Source organism: Deinococcus deserti VCD115, assembly GCF_000020685.1.
Classification (GTDB): Bacteria; Deinococcota; Deinococci; order Deinococcales; family Deinococcaceae; genus Deinococcus; species Deinococcus deserti.
The window spans coordinates 1352760-1369555 of sequence record NC_012526.1 but is presented as its reverse complement, the minus strand read 5'-3'; the positions used below and the strand labels follow the sequence as shown (position 1 = coordinate 1369555).

Genomic DNA, 16796 nt, shown 5'->3' with positions numbered 1-16796 from the left:
GCCGAAACAGGTGCTCAGAAGGTATAGCTCTTGGGCACCACGACCACACCGCTTTCTGTCACGGTGAACCCACGCTCGCGGTCATGGTCATGGTCGACGCCGATTTTGGTACCCGGCGGAATTTTGACATTCTTATCTACAATGGCGCGGTTCAGGTGGCTGTGCCGCCCGACCTCCACGTCGTCAAACAGGACGCAACTCTCGATCAGCGCGTACGAGTGCGCCCTGATGTTGCGGCCCAGCACGCTGTCGCGCACCGTGGCGCCGCTGATGATCACTCCGCCGGCCATCACCGAGTTGAAGGCCTGTCCTTTTCGGCCATCGCTTTCGTGCACAAACTTGGCAGGTGGCGAAAACTCGCTGCTGGTGCGCAGGGGCCAGCTGGGATTGTAGATATCGAATTCCGGATTGATGCTGATCAGATCCATATTGGCTTCGTAGTAGGCGTCGATGGTGCCGACATCCCGCCAGTACAGGTTTGGATTGGACTGACCCGGAATAGGATTGCGGTGAAAGTCGTAAGCCTGGACGTGATAGCCGTCTGCCAGGGCTCTAGGAATCACGTTATGCCCGAAGTCAAAGCCATCTTCCTGACCACTGATACTGGTGTGCAGCAGTTCTTCGAGGGCGCGCCGCGAGAAGATGTAATTGCCCATGCTGGTCAACGACAGGTCCGGATTTTCCGGCAGGCCAGGCGGGTCCGGCACCTTTTCCAGAAATTCGGTGACGCGCCAACCCGCGTCCACCTGCATCACGCCAAACTGGTGGGCCTGGCTGCGTGGCATGGGATAGGCCGCGATTGTCACGTCGGCGCGGGACTCGATGTGCTTTTCGAGCATATGTTCGACGTTCATCTTATAGATGTGGTCGCCACTGAAGATCGCCACGTAATCCGCGTCGAAGTTATCGATCAGATGCATGTTCTGATACACCGCGTCGGCCGTGCCGCGGTACCAGACTGCGCCCAGTTCCTCGTAGCGGTACATCTGTGCCGGAACCAGTGTGATGAAGTAGTCGCTGAGGAAGGTACCGAAACGCCAGCCGCGCTGGATATGTTCAGTCAGGCTCTGCGCCTTGTACTGAGTCAGGACGTAGATGGAGAACACACCGCTGTTCATGAAGTTGTTGATGGCGAAATCAATGATGCGGTATTTGCTGCCAAACGGAACCGAAGGCTTGCTGCGCTTCTGTGTCAGCGGTGCCAGACGCGAGCCTTGGCCACCAGCGAGAATCATGCCCAGTACACGTGGTTTCATGCCTGCTCCCTGAAGTGTGAGGAAAAAGGGTCCGGCCAGGAGGCACTCTCTCCTATGCCGGGACCCGCCGGAACCTGGGGCGGAAAAGCGTCGTCTACCTCCTAATTCTAGGCGGCGAAGGCGTCTGCTCCGCTCTTTAGGCTTTCTTGTGTCCTGAGGGACCTATACAACACCAAGACGCTGGCGCAGTTCGGTGTGGGCTCCGTCCACTGTCTGTATCACGGCACCCAACTGGGTCCGGGCGAAGGTCAGTTGCCGTCGGGCATACTGCCTGGACGCCTTCACTATTGCCTCGGCAGCCTGCTGCATATTCATCGCCCCTTCCGCCACTGCCAGTGCCTCCGGATATCCCAGGGCCTGCCAGGCAGTTGGCCTCGGCACTGTGCCAGGGGACACCTGCGCGGCCAACCACCGTGCTTCCTGTGGCCAGCCTCCTTCCAGCATGGCCTGCACGCGGGCGTGCATCCGCGCTTCGAGTTCCGGGCCGGGCCGGGTAAAAGCGGTGACCTCATACCGGAATGCTGGAGGTAAGGTTCCAAATTCTCCTGGGAAACGCCCGGTGCTGCGGTAGATCTCCAGAGCACGCACGACCCGGCGCGGATTTCGCTCCATTCTTGCCGCCTCGGCGGGGAGACGCTCCGCGATTTCCAGCAGCAGGGCGTCAAGACCGCGGTCAAGGAGTTCAGCCTCGATGGCCGCGCGCAGGTTCGGGTCGGAGGCAGGAGTCAGCGGCATACCGCGCATGAGCGCTCGCAGGTAAAAGCCGGTGCCACCCACCACGAGGGGCTGACGCCCACGCGCCAGGATGTCGTGCAAGGCCGCCTCCGCGTCCCGGACGAAGCGGGCCACATCGTAATTTTCGGTGACCCGGGCAATATCAATCAGATGATGAGGTACAGCACTACGCTCACTGGGGGTCGGCTTGGCCGTCCCGATGTCCAGCCCTCTGTAGACCGTGAAGGCGTCAGCAGCCACGATCTCCACCGGCATGTCTTTGCCCAGCGCCAGTGCCAACGCTGTTTTGCCAGCCGCCGTGGGGGCAGTCAGAATGGGAATCACCGGGCTCACGGGCCGGATTGTAAGGCAGTTGCCCTGCGGTGCGTTGACGGGGCTGCCTGGAGCGCAGAGTCACCGTTTGTGGCGCCAAAAGGCAGGGCTTGGAACACGTAGGGCAGGAAGCTGCTGCCTGGTCGTTCCCTCACGGCTGGCAAGCTCTCAAAAAGCAGTGGTAGCGTACTGAGCATGAACGAGCCGGTTTTGAGCCGCCTGCAACATCTGATGACCCTGCGTGAAGGCGTGGAAGCCCTGACCAGCAGCGGACCCTGGGTGCCGCTGGCCGACTGGACAGACTCCGACAGCCACATCACCCTGCACCTGGATGTGCCTGGGGTCGTCCCTGACAGCCTGGCTCTGCATGAGACCGGCGAAAGCGTCACCATTTCTGGCGAGCGCCCTGCGCCCCAGGGCCGCCTCAGCGCAGAGCGGCCTCACGGCGTTTTCAGCCGCACATTGGGACTCCCGGTGGAAATCGTGCCGCAGTCGGGTCAGGCCACTCTTGCGAACGGCGTGCTGTGTGTTCAATTTGAAAAACGCCATCCTACGATCAACGTCCATGCCGACGAATATCAGGACCCAGACAGCAACCACCCCTGAAGGTAAACGGCAGATTAAGGCGTGAGCCCCTGACTGCGGGCCCGCTCTCTTCTGCCGTTCAACGTGGACGACTAGCATGAGTTCAATGTCGTTCTGGGGTTTCATTCTGCTGGGCTGGACGCCTGAACTATGAGTTCATCACGCCTGACCCGTCCTGTTCTGGTTTCTCTGCTGACCCTGGTGCCTCTGAGTTCTGTTCCTGCACACAGTGCGGCTGCCCAGCCGGCCTGTGATCCGGCGGGCCGGGTGATGAACAGCCTGTTCAACCGCCCCGCAGGAGCAAAACGAGTCTGTAGCGGGCGCAAATACACTGCCTACGCAGCAGAAATTCAGCAGTATCACTCGCTTGGAGTGCGCTTCGAGATCTGGACAGCTCCAGAAGGTCAGGCGTCCCGGACCTTCGAACTGACGCTCAAAGCAAAGCTGCGGCAGTTCGGGTATCACGCCTCTCAGACGCTGAGCAACGGCGACGTGAAATATAACCATGTTCAGGGTCGGGGGGTCCGGGTTTCGCGCTGGACCGAACGCAATAACCGCTACTGGATGCTGTTCATGTACTGAGCATTACACCCTTTGTTCCTGGCCAGGGCACGGTATTTGGGTCGCCTAATCCTGTTAGCCTCATCCAAGGTATGGACCGCACGATACACATAGCGCTGGGCAGCGTGGTGGTGGCCACTGTCGTGCTTGGTCTCAAGTTCCTGGCCTATGTCATGACCGGCAGCCTTGCGCTGTACTCGGATGCGCTGGAAAGTGTGATCAATGTGGCGGCAGCTCTTGCCGCACTGGTCGCCTTACGCATTGCCGCCCGGCCAGCCGACGCGAATCATCCATATGGCCATACCAAAGCTGAATATTTCAGTGCGGTCGCAGAAGGCGTCCTGATTGTCCTGGCCGCTGTGACGATCCTGCGCGAAGCGGTTCCTGCGCTGCAGAACCCCTCTATCAAAGCTGCGCCGCTCTCGGGTCTGGCGGTGAATCTGGGGGCCAGCGTGCTGAATGCGGTCTGGGCCGGCTTCCTGCTGCGAGCAGCGCGCGCAGTCCGGTCTCCTGCCCTGCAGGCCGATGGACGCCACCTCCTGACGGACGTGGTGACCAGTGTCGGGGTGCTGATCGGCGTTCTCCTGGCACGTATGACAGGCTGGTACATCCTTGATCCCCTGCTGGCCGTTCTGGTGGCGATCAATATTCTCTGGAGCGGCTGGCATCTGGTGCGTGACAGTGTTGGAGGACTGATGGATATCGCCGATCCTCAAACGACCCGGCGGCTGCGTGAGCTGATGAGCATTCACGCAGCCGGAGCGCTGGAGATCCACGACCTGCGGACCCGTCAGGCCGGTCAGGTTACTTTTGTCGAGTTTCATATGGTTGTGCCCGGAGAGATGTCGGTGAGCGAGGCCCACCTGATCTGTGACCGTCTGGAGGACGCCATACAGGTCGAAATTGGCGGAGCCAATGTGACCATTCACGTGGAGCCGCAGGAAAAAGCCAAGCATCAGGGCGTACTGGTGCTGTGAGGCAGCCCTGAGATCTGCGCTGCACATCCACCCTGCAGCGGGACCCGCGTCCCTGCGCCTTTCACCTGCCCGGGCCCGCTAGCATGCAGAGGTGACCGACCGAGGCGAGCGGCCCACGCGGCCCATCCCAGCAAAACCAGCCGGCTATCTGGAACTGGCCCGCTACTCCAGCCTGGGACGCCTGTGGTCTCTGCTGTCGGGGGCTCAGCGGGCAGGCCGTAGGGTCTCGCTGGTCCGTGGTGACGCGCCCGAAACGGCGCGGCGGCGCATCAGCGGGTACGCGCTGCCGGGGGCAGGCGTGTTTATCGACACGGCCCGGATCCTGAGCGACCTGGAAGACGGGTTTGAGCCACACCCCGCGCTCCTGGCCCTGCTGGCTGGAGACCCGGGGTCCCTGCGCACCGAGCTCAATGCCCATTTTGAACTGCAGCTCGACTTTGTGGTCGCGCTGACCGCAGGGCGCGACCTGATCGCACGGCCGGAGTTCCGCTACGCCCCTATCGTTCCTGGGCTGAGCACCCTGCCGGCGGACCTTCCACTTCGTGCCCGGCGTCTGCCCAGAGATGAGGTCCATCTGTTACTCCAGCGTGCCTGCGGGCTGGCCTAGAAAGAAGGCCCAGGGAGCGTCAATTCCCTGGACCCGTCTCTGGCCCTCTTCAGAAGCTCCCGCTGCAACCAGGCCGCAGCGCAGTGTCAGCCGTCGCTGGGCGTGCGCTTCTTGGGTTTGCTGGCCGCAAATTTTGCCAGGCTCATGGTGACGCCCGCGGGAGTGTTAGTCAGAAGGTTGCGGGAAGCCGGATTGCGCGCCGCGAAGGTATCGACGCGGCCAAACATGATCTCGAAGACGTCACGTGGCATGTCCAGCGCCGGAGTCAGACGCACCGTCCGCTTGCTGCTCAGGCTCAGGTTGGCCATGACGCCCGCCTGATGCAGCTCCCTGAGTGCCAGGATGGCCGTGCCCTCGTAGACGAGCTCCTTGACGGGTCCAGGCAGTGGAATGCCGACCACCGGCTGGAACTGCATCGCCAGCAGCAGGCCCTGACCGCGTACCTCCTGAAGCAGGCGAGGATAGCGCGCCCGCAGGCTCTGCAGATGGCGCAGACCCACCTCGCCCAGTTCAAGGCTGCGCCGGGGCAGATCGGTCTCGATCAGATGTTCCAGGCTGCGCAGGCCGACCGCCATGGCCAGGGCCCCGCCCCCGAAGGTATTGCTGTGCCGTTTGCTGCTCAGGCCACCCAGCATTTTCTTGTAGATGGCGTGGCGCACGATAGTAGCGCCGACCGCGACCAGCCCCCCACCGAGCGGCTTGGCCAGCGTCACAATATCCGGATCCAGCCCGTGGGCCGCCGACTCGAACCAATGTCCGGTCCGTCCCAGACCGGTCTGAATCTCGTCTGCGATGACGACAATGCCGTGGCGCCGGCACAGCTCTCCCAGGCCGCGCAGGAAGCCTTCAGGGGGAATATTCACGCCTCCCTCTCCCTGGATGGGTTCAACCACCACACAGGTCACCTTGTCAGGCCCCAGGCGCCGGATCAGCGCCGAGAGCGCGTCCAGGTCGCCGTAGGGACAGGTGACGGCTCCAGGCACCAGTGGGCGGAAGACATCCTGATACTCAGGGTTGGGCGTCAGGCTCAGGCTGCCCAGAGTTTTGCCGTGATAGCCACTGTTGAAAGAGATGCTGTACTTGGTGCCGGGCCGCCAGGCACGCGCAAACTTCAGTGCCCCCTCGATGGCTTCAGTGCCGCTGGAGCAGAAGAACACCTGGCTGTCCTGGTGACTGGGCAGTTCGCGGGCAAGCAGCCGCACCAGATTGGCTTCAAGGGCCGCCCGCCAGGGACTGCTTGACTGCTGCGGCAGGGTCATCGCGCGGTTTTTTTCCAGAAACTCCTTCAGGAAGTCTGTCAGCACCAGCGGCATTTCTCCAAAGGGTGTAGCCGAATATCCGCTGGCGTTGATGCGGCGAACGCCCTGCTCATCTTCAAGCTCCCAGGGCGTCACGCTGGAGAAGGGACCAGCAACCCCGATCAGGTCCAGTCCGTAAAGCAGTTCCTCATTGCCATGCTGCAGCTCCAGGGTGCGGACCTGAGCGCCGGTCAGGCGGTCCTCAAGCACATCGCGGCTGCGGATAAATCCGTGGGGCAGTCCCGTCATCCCGCCAGTGTAGCGGTGGGTGACCTGCCGCAGGCTTGGAGATGAATCAGGGGCGCAACGCAAGCAACAGGGCGTCGATTCCGCCCGGTTGCGCCTGGGCGTCCAGACCCTCGGCGCGCAGGTACCGGGCAGCCAGACTGGAACGCACCCCGCGCTCGCAGACCACCAGCAGAGCCCCCTGGTCCCGGGTCAGGCCGTGCTGGCTGTCCTCGATGGCCTGCAGACTGATTGCCACGACACGCAATCCAAGTCCGTCCAGCGGCTGGGCCCGGCGCAGGTCCTCGGGCCTCAGGTCCACCACAGTCACGGGCTCGGGCAGCGGCATCCACACAGCATACCCGCACAGCTCCGGCCACATTCCGACCTGCACGCTCAGGTATGCTGAGTCAATGGAAGAAGTCACCCCACAGGAAGGTCAGCGCCGCGTCCAGCAGGGCGCACTGCTCGTGGATGTCCGCGAGCAGAATGAGTTTGACGAGATTCATGCCGAAGGGGCGCAGCTGATCGCCCTGAGTGAGTTCGAGGCCCGTGCAGGCGAATTGCCCCGCGACCGCGAGCTGGTGATGATCTGCCGCAGTGGGGCCCGCAGCGCCCGCGCCGGTCAGTTTCTGCTGGATCAGGGCTACAGCAGCGTCGTAAATCTTGCTGGTGGCACACTGGCCTGGGTCGACGCCGGCCTGCCCAGCGTGCGCGGAAAGTAAGAGGGGGAGCATATGGAAGAGCAGATGAGCAGTGCAGTGCAGGGGTCGGCCGACCTGCCCAATCAGGAGCAGGTTCTGGAAGCCCTGAAAATCGTCAAGGACCCGGAAATTCCCGTCAACGTGGTGGACCTGGGGCTGATCTACGGCGTGGACATTCAGCCCAGCGGACTGGTTGACATCACCATGACCCTGACCAGCGTCGGCTGCCCGGTTCAGGACCTGATCCGCGCAGACGCTGAAATGGCGGTCAGCCGCCTCGACGGGGTCAGCGAGGTCAACGTGGAGTTCGTGTGGACTCCGCCATGGGGCCCCGACAAGATGACCGAGGACGGCAAGCGCCAGATGCGTATGTTTGGCTTCAACGTCTAAAATCACAATAGAAAAAGAAAGAAGCGCCGTCTCGTTTGGACTGAGACGGCGCTTCTTGCATGTACTCGCAGATCCTACCAGACCCGGAACAGTCCGTGCCCGGACGCCATGTGGCACACCTGCCGCTGATCAATCGTCGCTGTGACGTGCCAGAGCCAGTACATTTAAGAACTGAGCCATGGCCATGGCGAAGCCTGCCACATAGGTCAGTGCGGCGGCGTTCAGGACAGCGCGGGCCCCGTGCTGTTCCTCGGCCGAGCCGTTCAGGCCTCGCCGGTTGAGGTAAATCAGGGCCCGGCGGCTGGCGTCGAATTCGACCGGCAGGGTGACCAGGTGAAACAGCAGGGCAGCCCCGAACAGCGCCGCTCCTACCCAGATCAGTCCGGTCACCTGGGTGACGATGCCGACCAGCAGCAGCAGTGGCGCAAGATTCATCCCAAGACTGAGCGGGACGGCCATGCGGCCGCGCAGGACCAGAGCAGGCATACGAACCTTGTCCTGAATAGCATGCCCGACCTCATGGGCAGCCACGGCCATAGCACTCACGCTGGGGACGTTGAAGTTCCCTTCGGACAGATTCACGGTCTTCCGAAGAGGGTCGTAGTGGTCAGTCAGCTGGCCCCGGACCATCTGGACGGGAATGTGCCTGAGACCGTTCTCGTCGAGCATCATTCGGGCAACCTGTGCGCCAGTCAGGTTATGGGCGTTGCGGATCTGTCCCCAGGTGCGGTAGACACGGCTCAGGTGCCCCTGGATCAGCATTGAGGCCACAAAGATGATCAGAATCAGTGGTGTGTAAGGCCCAAGGAATTCCATAGCAGATCCCTCCACCGTCTATGGTAGCGGTGCTCCAGGCTGCACTATGAAACCGCGCTGACAGGGCCTTGAGCCTCAGGGCGCAGGCGCAGGAGGAACCGCCCGGACCACGAAACGAATGGCGGTGCGTTCCTCACGGTCAACGTCGAGCTTGATAAATTCCGGCTGAGCACTCAGATCGATGCCATTCCCGGCCAGGTAACCCCGCGCAATGGCAAGGGCCTTGACCGACTGGTTGACAGCCGCCGGCCCGATGGCCTGAATTTCCACAGCCTGCTGGGTGCGAAGCAGCGCGGCTATAGCGCCCGCCAGAGCGTTGGGCCTTGAATTTCCTGAAACACGTAAAACTTCCACTTGACAACCTCTGGGGACCCGACACCCCGTTCCTGATTAAAAATTCTGCCGTGCGCAGTGCGCGGCGCACAATGCCCCCACCGGGGGCAGGGAGCCGTGCGCCTACAAGATTGACGCTTGCTCAATCTCCGCTGGGCGCCCCGTAAAGGTCGCAATCATCCTGTGGAGTGCCTGTACCGGCACACTGTCGCCATGGAAGTTTTCCTCGCTGCCGGAGCTGTAATTCTGCCATTCATGCTGCTGCCGGTACTGTATCCGGCTCGTCGGAGCGACGAACACCAGTGATGACTCACCAGACCCGCGCCACCCAAAGCCCCCGCTGAACGCTCCGGGGGCTCTTCTCTGACTCGGTCGGATGTGCAGGTGGTTCTGTGGTCGGTGGCCACATGCTGTGAAGCTGCGCAGGGTTCTGATGATGGTCGCCACGTCCGGGACGCAGCGCTGAACACAGCTGAAAAATCGGGGCGCCTGAGTTCGCTTTTTACTTCTCAAGTGCATCCCGAATCCTTTGCGCCAGCATTTCAGCTACAGCCCGTGAACTGATGCCGTTGCCCAGGATAACTTTCCCGCCAGAACTGAGTTCGGCCTGCAAAGCATAGGAGTACCGCTGGTCATGGTCAGCGCCGCTGGAACCTTCAACCACCGGCACAATCTGCTTCACTGATGAAGCTGGCCATTGTTCATTCAGACGTTTGTACGCAGTGATACCGCGCACTGTCAGGAACTGAGATGTGGCTTCTACTCGCAGAGGCGTGGTCCACGAACGGATACCCGTCACCAGCAGGCCCAGGCTGGTCAGACCAAGCAGCAGGGACATCACACTGCTCCCAGAGCGAACTGCCAGCAGGCCAGCAACCGCACAGAAAAGCACACCTATGGTCAACATGGCCCTGGCCGACGCGCGGTGCCGGCCAACCGCATACTCAATGCGCAGCCCGTCTGACAGGGGTACCAAGACCCCCACAGAGGCAGGCATGGCGACTGCTTCTGACCGGTCGACCTCCTTGACTTCTGGCAGGTGGTGCGCGGCAGCTGCGGCTTCAGACATCTGACTGCTGGCTGGCATGACTGTCAGCGGGAAATTCCGGCTGGTTTTTCCGTCAGGCCATCTCAGGTTAAGACGCCAGGAGGTGAGCACTCGCCCATTGACCGCGCTGGACTGAGCGCTTGCAGGGGGATCAAAGCGGCAGGTCAATGTCCCATTGCCGGCCCATACCCGAACCTCCTGTTCCCACAACAGGTGAGTGCGTCTGTGTTTGCGACCCTGAACGATCCGCTCGTTGAGCAGGTGCAATGTGTACTCCCCCTCCTGAGGTATCTTCCCGAACTCGACCTGGGCGAACAGAGGCACTCCGCAGACCGGCTGCGCTGGAGCCAGGACAAGCGACGTGCGACCGATACGGCGCCTGTTCTGCGCCTTCAGGATCAGCCACCGCACAAGTGCAAGACCAATGAGTGGAAAGATCAGCACCACCAGATGGCTGCCCCAGAGCCCGTGTTCCACAAGCACCATCGCTCCAATGGGAAAGACCAGCAGATTCCAGCACAGTACAAACCAGAAGGTTGCCCACAGACCCTGGCGCTCGTCAGATGAAATACGGGGTGGGTTGGGAGGAATAGCTCCAGCGGGCCTGGAGCGGATCGCCCACCAAACCCCCCAGAGGGCCCCCAGCCCTATCAGGGAGAACAGAGAGGCAAATGGCAACCAGAACAACACCTGTCCGATCCTTAGCTCGCGGTTGAACACTGCTTGTGACGGTGCCGAAGGGTTGACCCACACGGTGACCTGACGACCCTGATTCAGGGCAGCAAGAAGTGCAAGGTGCTGGGAACGCTGCCAGTCACCAATACTGTCGCCCCCTGGACCAATGCCGAGGCGCGATGATTCGTAGGTCTGCCCACCAAAGGTATAAGCGTAGCGGGTCGTTGCCTCATAGGTTTTCCCCTTTCGACCAGGTTCGGTCTTCAGCTCAGCCTCCAGAACCTGAGCCGGAACCGCCACCCAGCTACGCGCAGCTGTCCAGTTGCTGATCATGCCCACCAGTTGAGCCGTTGCCAGAGCTCCACCGCCCCCGAACATCACGGCAAATATCAGACAGAACACCACCAGGCCAGCTTTTTCTCTCACAAGAACCTCGAACACCATTAAGCCACAATGAAAACGGTGCCCTTGCGGGATCTGGAGTAATCAAGGGTTGATGCACGCAGCCCGGCCAGACCCACCCATGTGTCAATGCCAGAAGTCGCGGCTGAGTCCCGTACGAAGGCGAACCTCTCCTCTATCCGGCAGGATGCTGGACCAGAACGAATATGGTGTCTCGTTTCTGAGTTGCCGGAAGACGAAACACGACCTCACCGCCAGAGGAGCCGAACAGTCATCTTGCAATGACCCTCTGTCCCTGAGCGAGAATAGGTGTATGACATGCCGCGAGGAGATTCTGGTTGTTGCTCGCATTCTGAGCAGACAGCACGCCGACAACACCTTCTCCATCCAGGACATCGTGGCTGCCATGCGGGCACGCGGAACCACACATCTCGACACCACGATCCGTCGGCACGTCAGCACGCAGATGTGCGTTAACGCCGCCGGGCCGGAAGCAGGGAAATACAAGGACCTGGAGCGGGTGAGTCGAGGCCGGTTCCGTCTCCTCTAAAAACTATTCTGCTTTTCGCATACGGCAGGACGGCAGCGCACACGTGTCTGGCGTTTGCCCCCTGGGGCGGGACGGCTTGAGCATTCTGCGGCCCGGGCATACTGCCGACCTGCTGGAAGCCGGGACTCCAATTCGGCGCTGAGTGTAAGGTCGCGACCTCAACAGATTCTCGTTTCAGGAGAACTGAAAGGTCAGTCCCCTGAAACTGCATGTTGGCCCTGGGGCGGATCACCGGGCTGTAGTACCCAGCTTTTTGCTCAGTGCCTTCTGGTCGCTTCCAAGCAAATGAAGATGGTCAACCGTCCACCTTCCACACTCACTGAGAAATGCAGGCCGATCGGTAGAGTGCAGAATGGACATCAGTCAGGTTGTCAGGGCAACGGCCCACCACTTGTTCAAACTGTATTGGGCAATGTTTGCCAACATCGAAAACCCTGAAGAGGCACTCGCTTCCGCAGGTCAGGCCGTCCTGCTCTACCTCGACGATTGTGGAATGCCGGCTCAGGAAGCCGCCATGCTCCGCGACGAAATTATGCTCAGCATCCCTCCGACCCGAAAAATGTAACGCCTGGGCATGAAACAGAAAAACCCCGCACAGGGCGGGGCTTTAGGGCTGAACCTTAATCGGCGGCTTCCTGTTGCATCTGTGCCAACTGGACTTGTGGTCCAGAAGACAGGTAGGCAATCGAGCGCCATGGAATTTCAATGTCCAAGCCATTCACCTGAGTTGTGAAGGGAGTGGTTGGAAGCTGATTCTGATTCATAGTCCGGCTGATCCGGTTCTTCTGAGAGAGAGTCATGTTCAAGGCGATTACATCGCCGCCAGCCAGATGAAGTTTGACAGATAGCATCTTCGTGAACCAAGACTACTTATGGAGTCTTACGGTTTTCTTAATTCACGTAGCAAAGCCGATAACGTGCGCCTGAATGTCAAAAATCCGAACTCGAGGTCTGGTTCACAACAATCTCTGACCAGTGGGCGTCGTCAGGTCGGAACCAGCCTATTCCCGCCTGCACTCGTGTAGCTTATGACGCGTATCACAGGTAAACGAGGTGCTTCGACAGAACAAGCAAAACATTCCAGTGGGCATCGGACATATTCCGCTTCCTGGAGCGCTCGGGGCTCCGCCAGATCTTCGTCACCTGCGGAAGTGAACCAACCTCAGCCCTTTTGATCGCACCGCCGATCCAAGGCATTGATCATTCGTTCGAAGAATGCACACTCGCACGATGGTTGGATGCCAATTCTGCTCGTGGCCTTGTTTGCCGCGGAAGGCGCTGTTGCTTACTTCAGCCCCAATGGACTGGTGGTCAGTCGCGTCCTCCTCGCGGTACTGACCCTGAGTCTGAGAGTTGCTGCGGGTGCGGCCTTCTGGCGTACGGAAGGTCGTCTTCTGGCGGTAGCTACGGGAACAGCACTCCGTATGATGGCCTGGAGTCAGTTCGCGCTCACACGATAACGCAAGTGTGATCCATGTTCGCTTGTCAATATTTCTTGATAGGCCTCTTTTCTTAGCCTTCGGAGTGATTCTGGTTCATAGTCCACCTGCTGGCGCGTCGATCATGCGAAGGAATACTGGAACCAGTTCGGGATCAAAGTGCCGCCCGGCCTCTTCCTGGATGTACTGAGTGATCTTCTCGGTGGGCCAGCCTTTACGGTAAGGCCGGTCACTGCGAAGCGCGTCCCACACGTCCACCAGCGCGAACGCGCGGGCTGCCAGGGGAATCTCATGCCCTTTGAGACCTCGTGGGTAGCCGCTTCCATCCCATTTCTCGTGGTGAGAGTACGGAATGTCCAGCGCCGGTCGCAGGAAATCAATGGGAGAGAGCAGGTTCAGCGCGAGCTCAGGATGCTGCTTCATGATCACCCACTCCTCGTCCGTGAGCTTCCCAGGTTTCAACAGGATGCTGTCTGGGACGCCCATTTTGCCGATGTCATGAAGCAGTGCACCGCGGCGCACCTGTACGATCTGCTCCTCGGTGAAATTCAGTTCGCGCACGAGACGGACAGTCAGTTCTGTCACCCGTTGACTGTGCCCTTCTGTTTCCTCATCGCGCAGGTCCAGGGCACGTGCCCAACCTTCAATAGTGCGGTCGTACGCAAGGGTCAGTTCAAGGTTGCTGTGCTGCAGGTCGCGAAAGAGATTGGCGTCTTCAATGGCGATGGAGGTCTGGCGACCAAGCATCTCGGCGAACTCTACCCAGTCCGCCTCCTCTGGCAGTGGGGAACGGCCAAATATCTCCAGCACGCCGAGAAGCTTCCCTTTTGAGATCAGTGGCACGCCGTGGTACTCCACAAAGCGCTCCTGAGTGACAAGGTCCGGGCGTTGCAATTTGTCCACGTGATCCATCAGGTTCAGACGCTGCGAAGAGCGCTCCTGCAGAAGCCCGGCCAGGACGAGGTCCTCCCCGAGACGCACGGTGGCCTGTCTCAGGTTCATACTGCGAATGCCGCGGCTGGCTGCACAGTACATCTCCTGACTGCCCTGGCGCACGAGCATGACGGTAGCCGCGTCTGCGCCGAGCTGCTGGAGAGTCTGGTCAAGGACGACGTTCAGAACGAGCCGCATGTCGAGGCTGGACGTGATCGCAAGGTCGATTTCATGGAGCGCCGTGAGGCGGTCGAGACGTTTCTCCAGTTCGCGTTTCGCCATCTCCAGCTGCTGGTTCGCGGCATGCAGGTGGGTGATATCGCGTGCGTTGACGACCACTCCCTGAATGTCCGGGTCCTGGAGCTGGTTGCTGCCCTTTGCTTCCAGCCACAGGCGGCTCCCGTTGGCATGGAAAACCCGGAGAATGACGCTCTCGGTAAGGTCCGAGTCCTGACCGCTTCGCCGTAACTCGAAGCGCTTCTGGAGAATCGTGGCGTATTTTGGGCCGACGATGTCAAAAAGCGAGCGATTGACGAGAGATTCAGGAGCATATCCCAGGTGACGTGACACCGATGGACTGACGTACTTGAGAATGCCCGCCGCATCAACGACAAATACAAAACTGGTTTCGTTTTCCGCTATGGCCCGGTACCAGCGTTCGCTTTTGCGCACCTGCTCCTGCGCATGCTGCAACTTCATCATGGAAAGGGCATTCTGTATGGCCGTGGTCGCAGCCTGAGCAACCGCCTCGAGCGACGTCTGGTCGTCAGCTGTAAACGGCTGGTCGTTCCGTTTGTTATGTAAGTTGATGAACCCCAGCATCTCACCGTTCCCGGAAAGAATGGGTACAGCGAGGGCAGAGTGAATCCCAAAAACCTCCCGGAGCTGTGGAATCACATTTGGATCATTGACCGCATCGTTTGTCAGGTACGGACGTTTGTACTCCAGCAGCCACCCAGTCAGCCCATGACCTTCCGGCCAGGTATAGTTGAAGTCAATCAGCCTGCCCTGCTCGTAGTACCTGGCACAGGAGAAACCCTGATCCCTGTACAGTCCGGCGCAGCCGCCCTCCGCACCAATCAGTCCGCAGGCTTCTTCAATAAGCGCGTCAAGGAGTGCCTGCAGATCCAGCGTGGCGCTGAAACGATCGTTCATCCGCCGCACCGTCTTTAGTTGCTCGTCACGCTGATATTGCTGTGTGATGTCGCGGCCAATGCCAAAAGAGACGTCATCACGGAGTATTCGTCCGGCCCATTCTATCCAGACGGTATGTCCGAGCTTATGCATAAAGCGTTGTCGGAAACCCATCAATGATCCGGTGCCTGCCTGGAGTGCTGCCCCTATATCGGCAACGGTCTGAAGATCATCGGGATGGACGAACTCTTCAACGGTTTTGCCGATCATTTCTTCCGGCGTATACCCGAGAATGGCGCGTGAGGACGGGCTGACGTTCACGAACACCCGGTCGCTGACGGTCACAGTGACGATCAGGTCAAGTGACTGCTCCAGGAGCATTTCTACCAGCGCTGCGTGTTCACGTTGCAGCGTGATGTCGCGCGCGATACCCAAAAACTTTGTTTCACCGGTGACCCTGCCGCTCCACTCCAGCCAGACACTATGACCATCCTTGTGCAGGTAACGGTTTCGGAAGTTGAGAACAACCTCTCCGTCATCCCGCACGGTCACGGCTTCCTGGTATGTCCGCTCCAGATCGTCCGGGTGGATGAATGCATCTGCGGGCTGGCCGATCATCTCTTCTGGCGCGTACCCGAGGATGGCTTCGCACGCACGGCTGACGGAGGTGAACACGCCAGCTTCATGAGTAGCGATCATGTCGAGCGAGTGGTCCATCACCGACCCGATCAGCGAGCGCTGGTCACGGGCCTGTGCCTGAAGATCATGGCGCTCGAACCCACCCAGCAGGATTCTGGCGATCGCCTCGGCATTTGCGATCTGCGCAGGGGTGGGCGTGACGGGCGTGCGTGATATTCCGTACATCAGGCCGTACGTCGTAGCCGACGTGTGCAGCGCGCAGCAGAACAGGGTTTCGACCTCGAAGGTCTCCATCAACTGCGCTCCGGACGAACCGATCGGGTCCTCGCGGTGCGCCCATACCAGCTTGCCATGACCAGCCTGGTATGCCCGCTCAGCCACACTTCCAGGCTCGATGCTGACGCGCGCGGTCTGCAGAATGTGCTGCTTCTCGGTAGGCACACCAGACATTCCCACGGCCTTCAACAAGCCGGGAGGAGCAGCCGGGTCCTGCTGCCACAGAGCAGCCGATTCGATCCCGAGTGCCTGGGCAAACAGACTGCAGAACTCGTCTTCCAGCCGTCCATGCTCCCCGGGACCTTCCAGGGCAAGTTCACTGGCGAGCGCGTGAAGCCGGGCCTGCTTCTCGGCCCGAACCGCTTCTTCCCACGTACCTTGCTCCTCGCGTGCGCGCGTTGCCTGCCGGTAGTCTTCAATAGCAATGGCGGCAATGAGGGCCGCCTGCTTGAGCACCGTGATGTCTTTTTCCGTTGGGGTTCGCACCTCGCGGTGATACATCGCAAAACTGCCCAGACAAACACCACTTCGGCCAATGATGGGTATGGACCAGGCACTGACGAGTTGATTGGGAAGAATCAGGCTCAGGAACGGCTGATATTGAGGATCCGTCCGAGTGTCCTCGACAATGGTGATCTCACCGCTGTAGGCCGTACGCACGCAGCTGGGCCCATGAGGTTGAATCTCAAGTTCGCCTACCTGTTCGCAGAAGTCATGAGGAAGGCTAGGGGCCACCATTCCCCGCAGGTAACGACCAGACATATCGGTAGGGAATATGGAGACCCGGATGTCCGGCACCTGATCTTCAACCAGGCGGCAAACCGCTTCAAGAACTTTATGAAATGGTGCTCCGTACGCGATCATCTCTAGAAGATGGTCACGTTCAGGATCGTTCAAAAAA

Annotated in this window: 17 protein-coding genes; 9 read left to right on the top strand and 8 right to left on the bottom strand. The window is 60.2% G+C overall.

Features of this window, described 5'->3' with window-relative positions; translation table 11 throughout:
* Window positions 1-14: 14 nt before the first annotated feature.
* The gene (glgC, locus tag DEIDE_RS06530) at window positions 15-1256 is read right to left on the bottom strand and encodes a glucose-1-phosphate adenylyltransferase (protein WP_012693158.1); all 1242 of its coding nucleotides are present in this window, start codon (window positions 1254-1256) and stop codon (window positions 15-17) included.
* Window positions 1257-1418: 162 nt separating this feature from the next.
* Window positions 1419-2324 (bottom strand): tRNA (adenosine(37)-N6)-dimethylallyltransferase MiaA, encoded by a 906-nt coding sequence (gene miaA, locus DEIDE_RS06525; RefSeq protein ID WP_012693157.1) that lies wholly within the window; start codon window positions 2322-2324, stop codon window positions 1419-1421.
* 174 nt (window positions 2325-2498) lie between these two features.
* Between miaA and DEIDE_RS06520 the strand changes: the two genes are divergently transcribed.
* From DEIDE_RS06520 to DEIDE_RS06505, 4 genes are all read left to right on the top strand, one after another.
* On the top strand, window positions 2499-2909 hold the full coding sequence (locus DEIDE_RS06520; RefSeq protein WP_012693156.1) for an Hsp20/alpha crystallin family protein: 411 nt from the start codon (window positions 2499-2501) through the stop codon (window positions 2907-2909).
* 129 nt (window positions 2910-3038) lie between these two features.
* On the top strand, window positions 3039-3470 hold the full coding sequence (locus tag DEIDE_RS06515; protein WP_041227151.1) for a hypothetical protein: 432 nt from the start codon (window positions 3039-3041) through the stop codon (window positions 3468-3470).
* A gap of 71 nt (window positions 3471-3541) precedes the next feature.
* On the top strand, window positions 3542-4426 hold the full coding sequence (gene mntE / locus DEIDE_RS06510) for a manganese efflux transporter MntE (RefSeq protein ID WP_012693155.1): 885 nt from the start codon (window positions 3542-3544) through the stop codon (window positions 4424-4426).
* A 91-nt stretch (window positions 4427-4517) separates the two neighbouring features.
* Complete coding sequence (locus DEIDE_RS06505; protein WP_012693154.1) at window positions 4518-5033, top strand: hypothetical protein; 516 nt, start codon at window positions 4518-4520, stop codon at window positions 5031-5033.
* Between the two features lie 86 nt (window positions 5034-5119).
* On the opposite strand, the gene DEIDE_RS06500 is transcribed toward DEIDE_RS06505, so the two are convergent.
* Together DEIDE_RS06500 and DEIDE_RS06495 are read right to left on the bottom strand one after the other, a co-directional pair.
* Window positions 5120-6580, bottom strand: coding sequence for an aspartate aminotransferase family protein (locus DEIDE_RS06500; RefSeq protein WP_012693153.1), 1461 nt, complete (start codon window positions 6578-6580; stop codon window positions 5120-5122).
* Window positions 6581-6626: 46 nt separating this feature from the next.
* The gene (locus tag DEIDE_RS06495; RefSeq protein ID WP_012693152.1) at window positions 6627-6905 is read right to left on the bottom strand and encodes a rhodanese-like domain-containing protein; all 279 of its coding nucleotides are present in this window, start codon (window positions 6903-6905) and stop codon (window positions 6627-6629) included.
* A gap of 64 nt (window positions 6906-6969) precedes the next feature.
* On the opposite strand from DEIDE_RS06495, the gene DEIDE_RS19490 reads away from it, so the two are divergent.
* Together DEIDE_RS19490 and DEIDE_RS06485 are read left to right on the top strand one after the other, a co-directional pair.
* Entirely contained in the window at window positions 6970-7281 is a 312-nt protein-coding gene (locus tag DEIDE_RS19490; protein ID WP_041227150.1) for a rhodanese-like domain-containing protein, read from the top strand.
* Between the two features lie 12 nt (window positions 7282-7293).
* Window positions 7294-7650, top strand: coding sequence for a metal-sulfur cluster assembly factor (locus tag DEIDE_RS06485; RefSeq protein WP_012693150.1), 357 nt, complete (start codon window positions 7294-7296; stop codon window positions 7648-7650).
* Window positions 7651-7779: 129 nt separating this feature from the next.
* Here DEIDE_RS06485 and DEIDE_RS06480 read toward each other — a convergent pair whose 3' ends face one another.
* The 3 genes from DEIDE_RS06480 to DEIDE_RS06470 form a co-directional block, all read right to left on the bottom strand.
* Window positions 7780-8466, bottom strand: a complete 687-nt coding sequence (locus DEIDE_RS06480) for a zinc metallopeptidase (RefSeq protein ID WP_012693149.1) — start codon at window positions 8464-8466, stop codon at window positions 7780-7782.
* A 75-nt stretch (window positions 8467-8541) separates the two neighbouring features.
* Window positions 8542-8820, bottom strand: a complete 279-nt coding sequence (locus DEIDE_RS06475) for a stage V sporulation protein S (protein WP_012693148.1) — start codon at window positions 8818-8820, stop codon at window positions 8542-8544.
* A gap of 481 nt (window positions 8821-9301) precedes the next feature.
* The gene (locus tag DEIDE_RS06470; protein WP_162485406.1) at window positions 9302-10948 is read right to left on the bottom strand and encodes a DUF3592 domain-containing protein; all 1647 of its coding nucleotides are present in this window, start codon (window positions 10946-10948) and stop codon (window positions 9302-9304) included.
* A gap of 289 nt (window positions 10949-11237) precedes the next feature.
* Here DEIDE_RS06470 and DEIDE_RS06465 point away from each other — a divergent pair, with 289 nt between their 5' ends.
* The 3 genes from DEIDE_RS06465 to DEIDE_RS06450 all read left to right on the top strand — a co-directional run bounded on the left by DEIDE_RS06465 (window position 11238) and on the right by DEIDE_RS06450 (window position 12934).
* Window positions 11238-11474, top strand: a complete 237-nt coding sequence (locus DEIDE_RS06465) for a DUF7669 domain-containing protein (RefSeq protein WP_012693145.1) — start codon at window positions 11238-11240, stop codon at window positions 11472-11474.
* A gap of 352 nt (window positions 11475-11826) precedes the next feature.
* Complete coding sequence (locus DEIDE_RS06460) at window positions 11827-12039, top strand: hypothetical protein (RefSeq protein WP_041227149.1); 213 nt, start codon at window positions 11827-11829, stop codon at window positions 12037-12039.
* Between the two features lie 673 nt (window positions 12040-12712).
* Window positions 12713-12934, top strand: a complete 222-nt coding sequence (locus DEIDE_RS06450) for a hypothetical protein (protein ID WP_041227147.1) — start codon at window positions 12713-12715, stop codon at window positions 12932-12934.
* Window positions 12935-13009: 75 nt separating this feature from the next.
* On the opposite strand, the gene DEIDE_RS17970 is transcribed toward DEIDE_RS06450, so the two are convergent.
* Entirely contained in the window at window positions 13010-16759 is a 3750-nt protein-coding gene (locus DEIDE_RS17970; protein WP_012693144.1) for a PAS domain S-box protein, read from the bottom strand.
* Between the last annotated feature and the right edge of the window lie 37 nt (window positions 16760-16796).

What these genes read in the sequence shown, in the direction of transcription:
- glgC (WP_012693158.1), bottom strand. Translation starts at nt 1,256, where the DNA reads ATGAAACCACGTGTACTGGGCATGATTCTCGCTGGTGGCCAAGGCTCG.
- DEIDE_RS06520 (WP_012693156.1), top strand. Translation starts at nt 2,499, where the DNA reads ATGAACGAGCCGGTTTTGAGCCGCCTGCAACATCTGATGACCCTGCGT.
- DEIDE_RS06515 (WP_041227151.1), top strand. Translation starts at nt 3,039, where the DNA reads ATGAGTTCATCACGCCTGACCCGTCCTGTTCTGGTTTCTCTGCTGACC.
- mntE (WP_012693155.1), top strand. Translation starts at nt 3,542, where the DNA reads ATGGACCGCACGATACACATAGCGCTGGGCAGCGTGGTGGTGGCCACT.
- DEIDE_RS06500 (WP_012693153.1), bottom strand. Translation starts at nt 6,580, where the DNA reads ATGACGGGACTGCCCCACGGATTTATCCGCAGCCGCGATGTGCTTGAG.
- DEIDE_RS06495 (WP_012693152.1), bottom strand. Translation starts at nt 6,905, where the DNA reads ATGCCGCTGCCCGAGCCCGTGACTGTGGTGGACCTGAGGCCCGAGGAC.
- DEIDE_RS19490 (WP_041227150.1), top strand. Translation starts at nt 6,970, where the DNA reads ATGGAAGAAGTCACCCCACAGGAAGGTCAGCGCCGCGTCCAGCAGGGC.
- DEIDE_RS06485 (WP_012693150.1), top strand. Translation starts at nt 7,294, where the DNA reads ATGGAAGAGCAGATGAGCAGTGCAGTGCAGGGGTCGGCCGACCTGCCC.
- DEIDE_RS06480 (WP_012693149.1), bottom strand. Translation starts at nt 8,466, where the DNA reads ATGGAATTCCTTGGGCCTTACACACCACTGATTCTGATCATCTTTGTG.
- DEIDE_RS06465 (WP_012693145.1), top strand. Translation starts at nt 11,238, where the DNA reads ATGACATGCCGCGAGGAGATTCTGGTTGTTGCTCGCATTCTGAGCAGA.
- DEIDE_RS06460 (WP_041227149.1), top strand. Translation starts at nt 11,827, where the DNA reads ATGGACATCAGTCAGGTTGTCAGGGCAACGGCCCACCACTTGTTCAAA.
- DEIDE_RS06450 (WP_041227147.1), top strand. Translation starts at nt 12,713, where the DNA reads ATGCCAATTCTGCTCGTGGCCTTGTTTGCCGCGGAAGGCGCTGTTGCT.
- DEIDE_RS17970 (WP_012693144.1), bottom strand. Translation starts at nt 16,759, where the DNA reads ATGATCGCGTACGGAGCACCATTTCATAAAGTTCTTGAAGCGGTTTGC.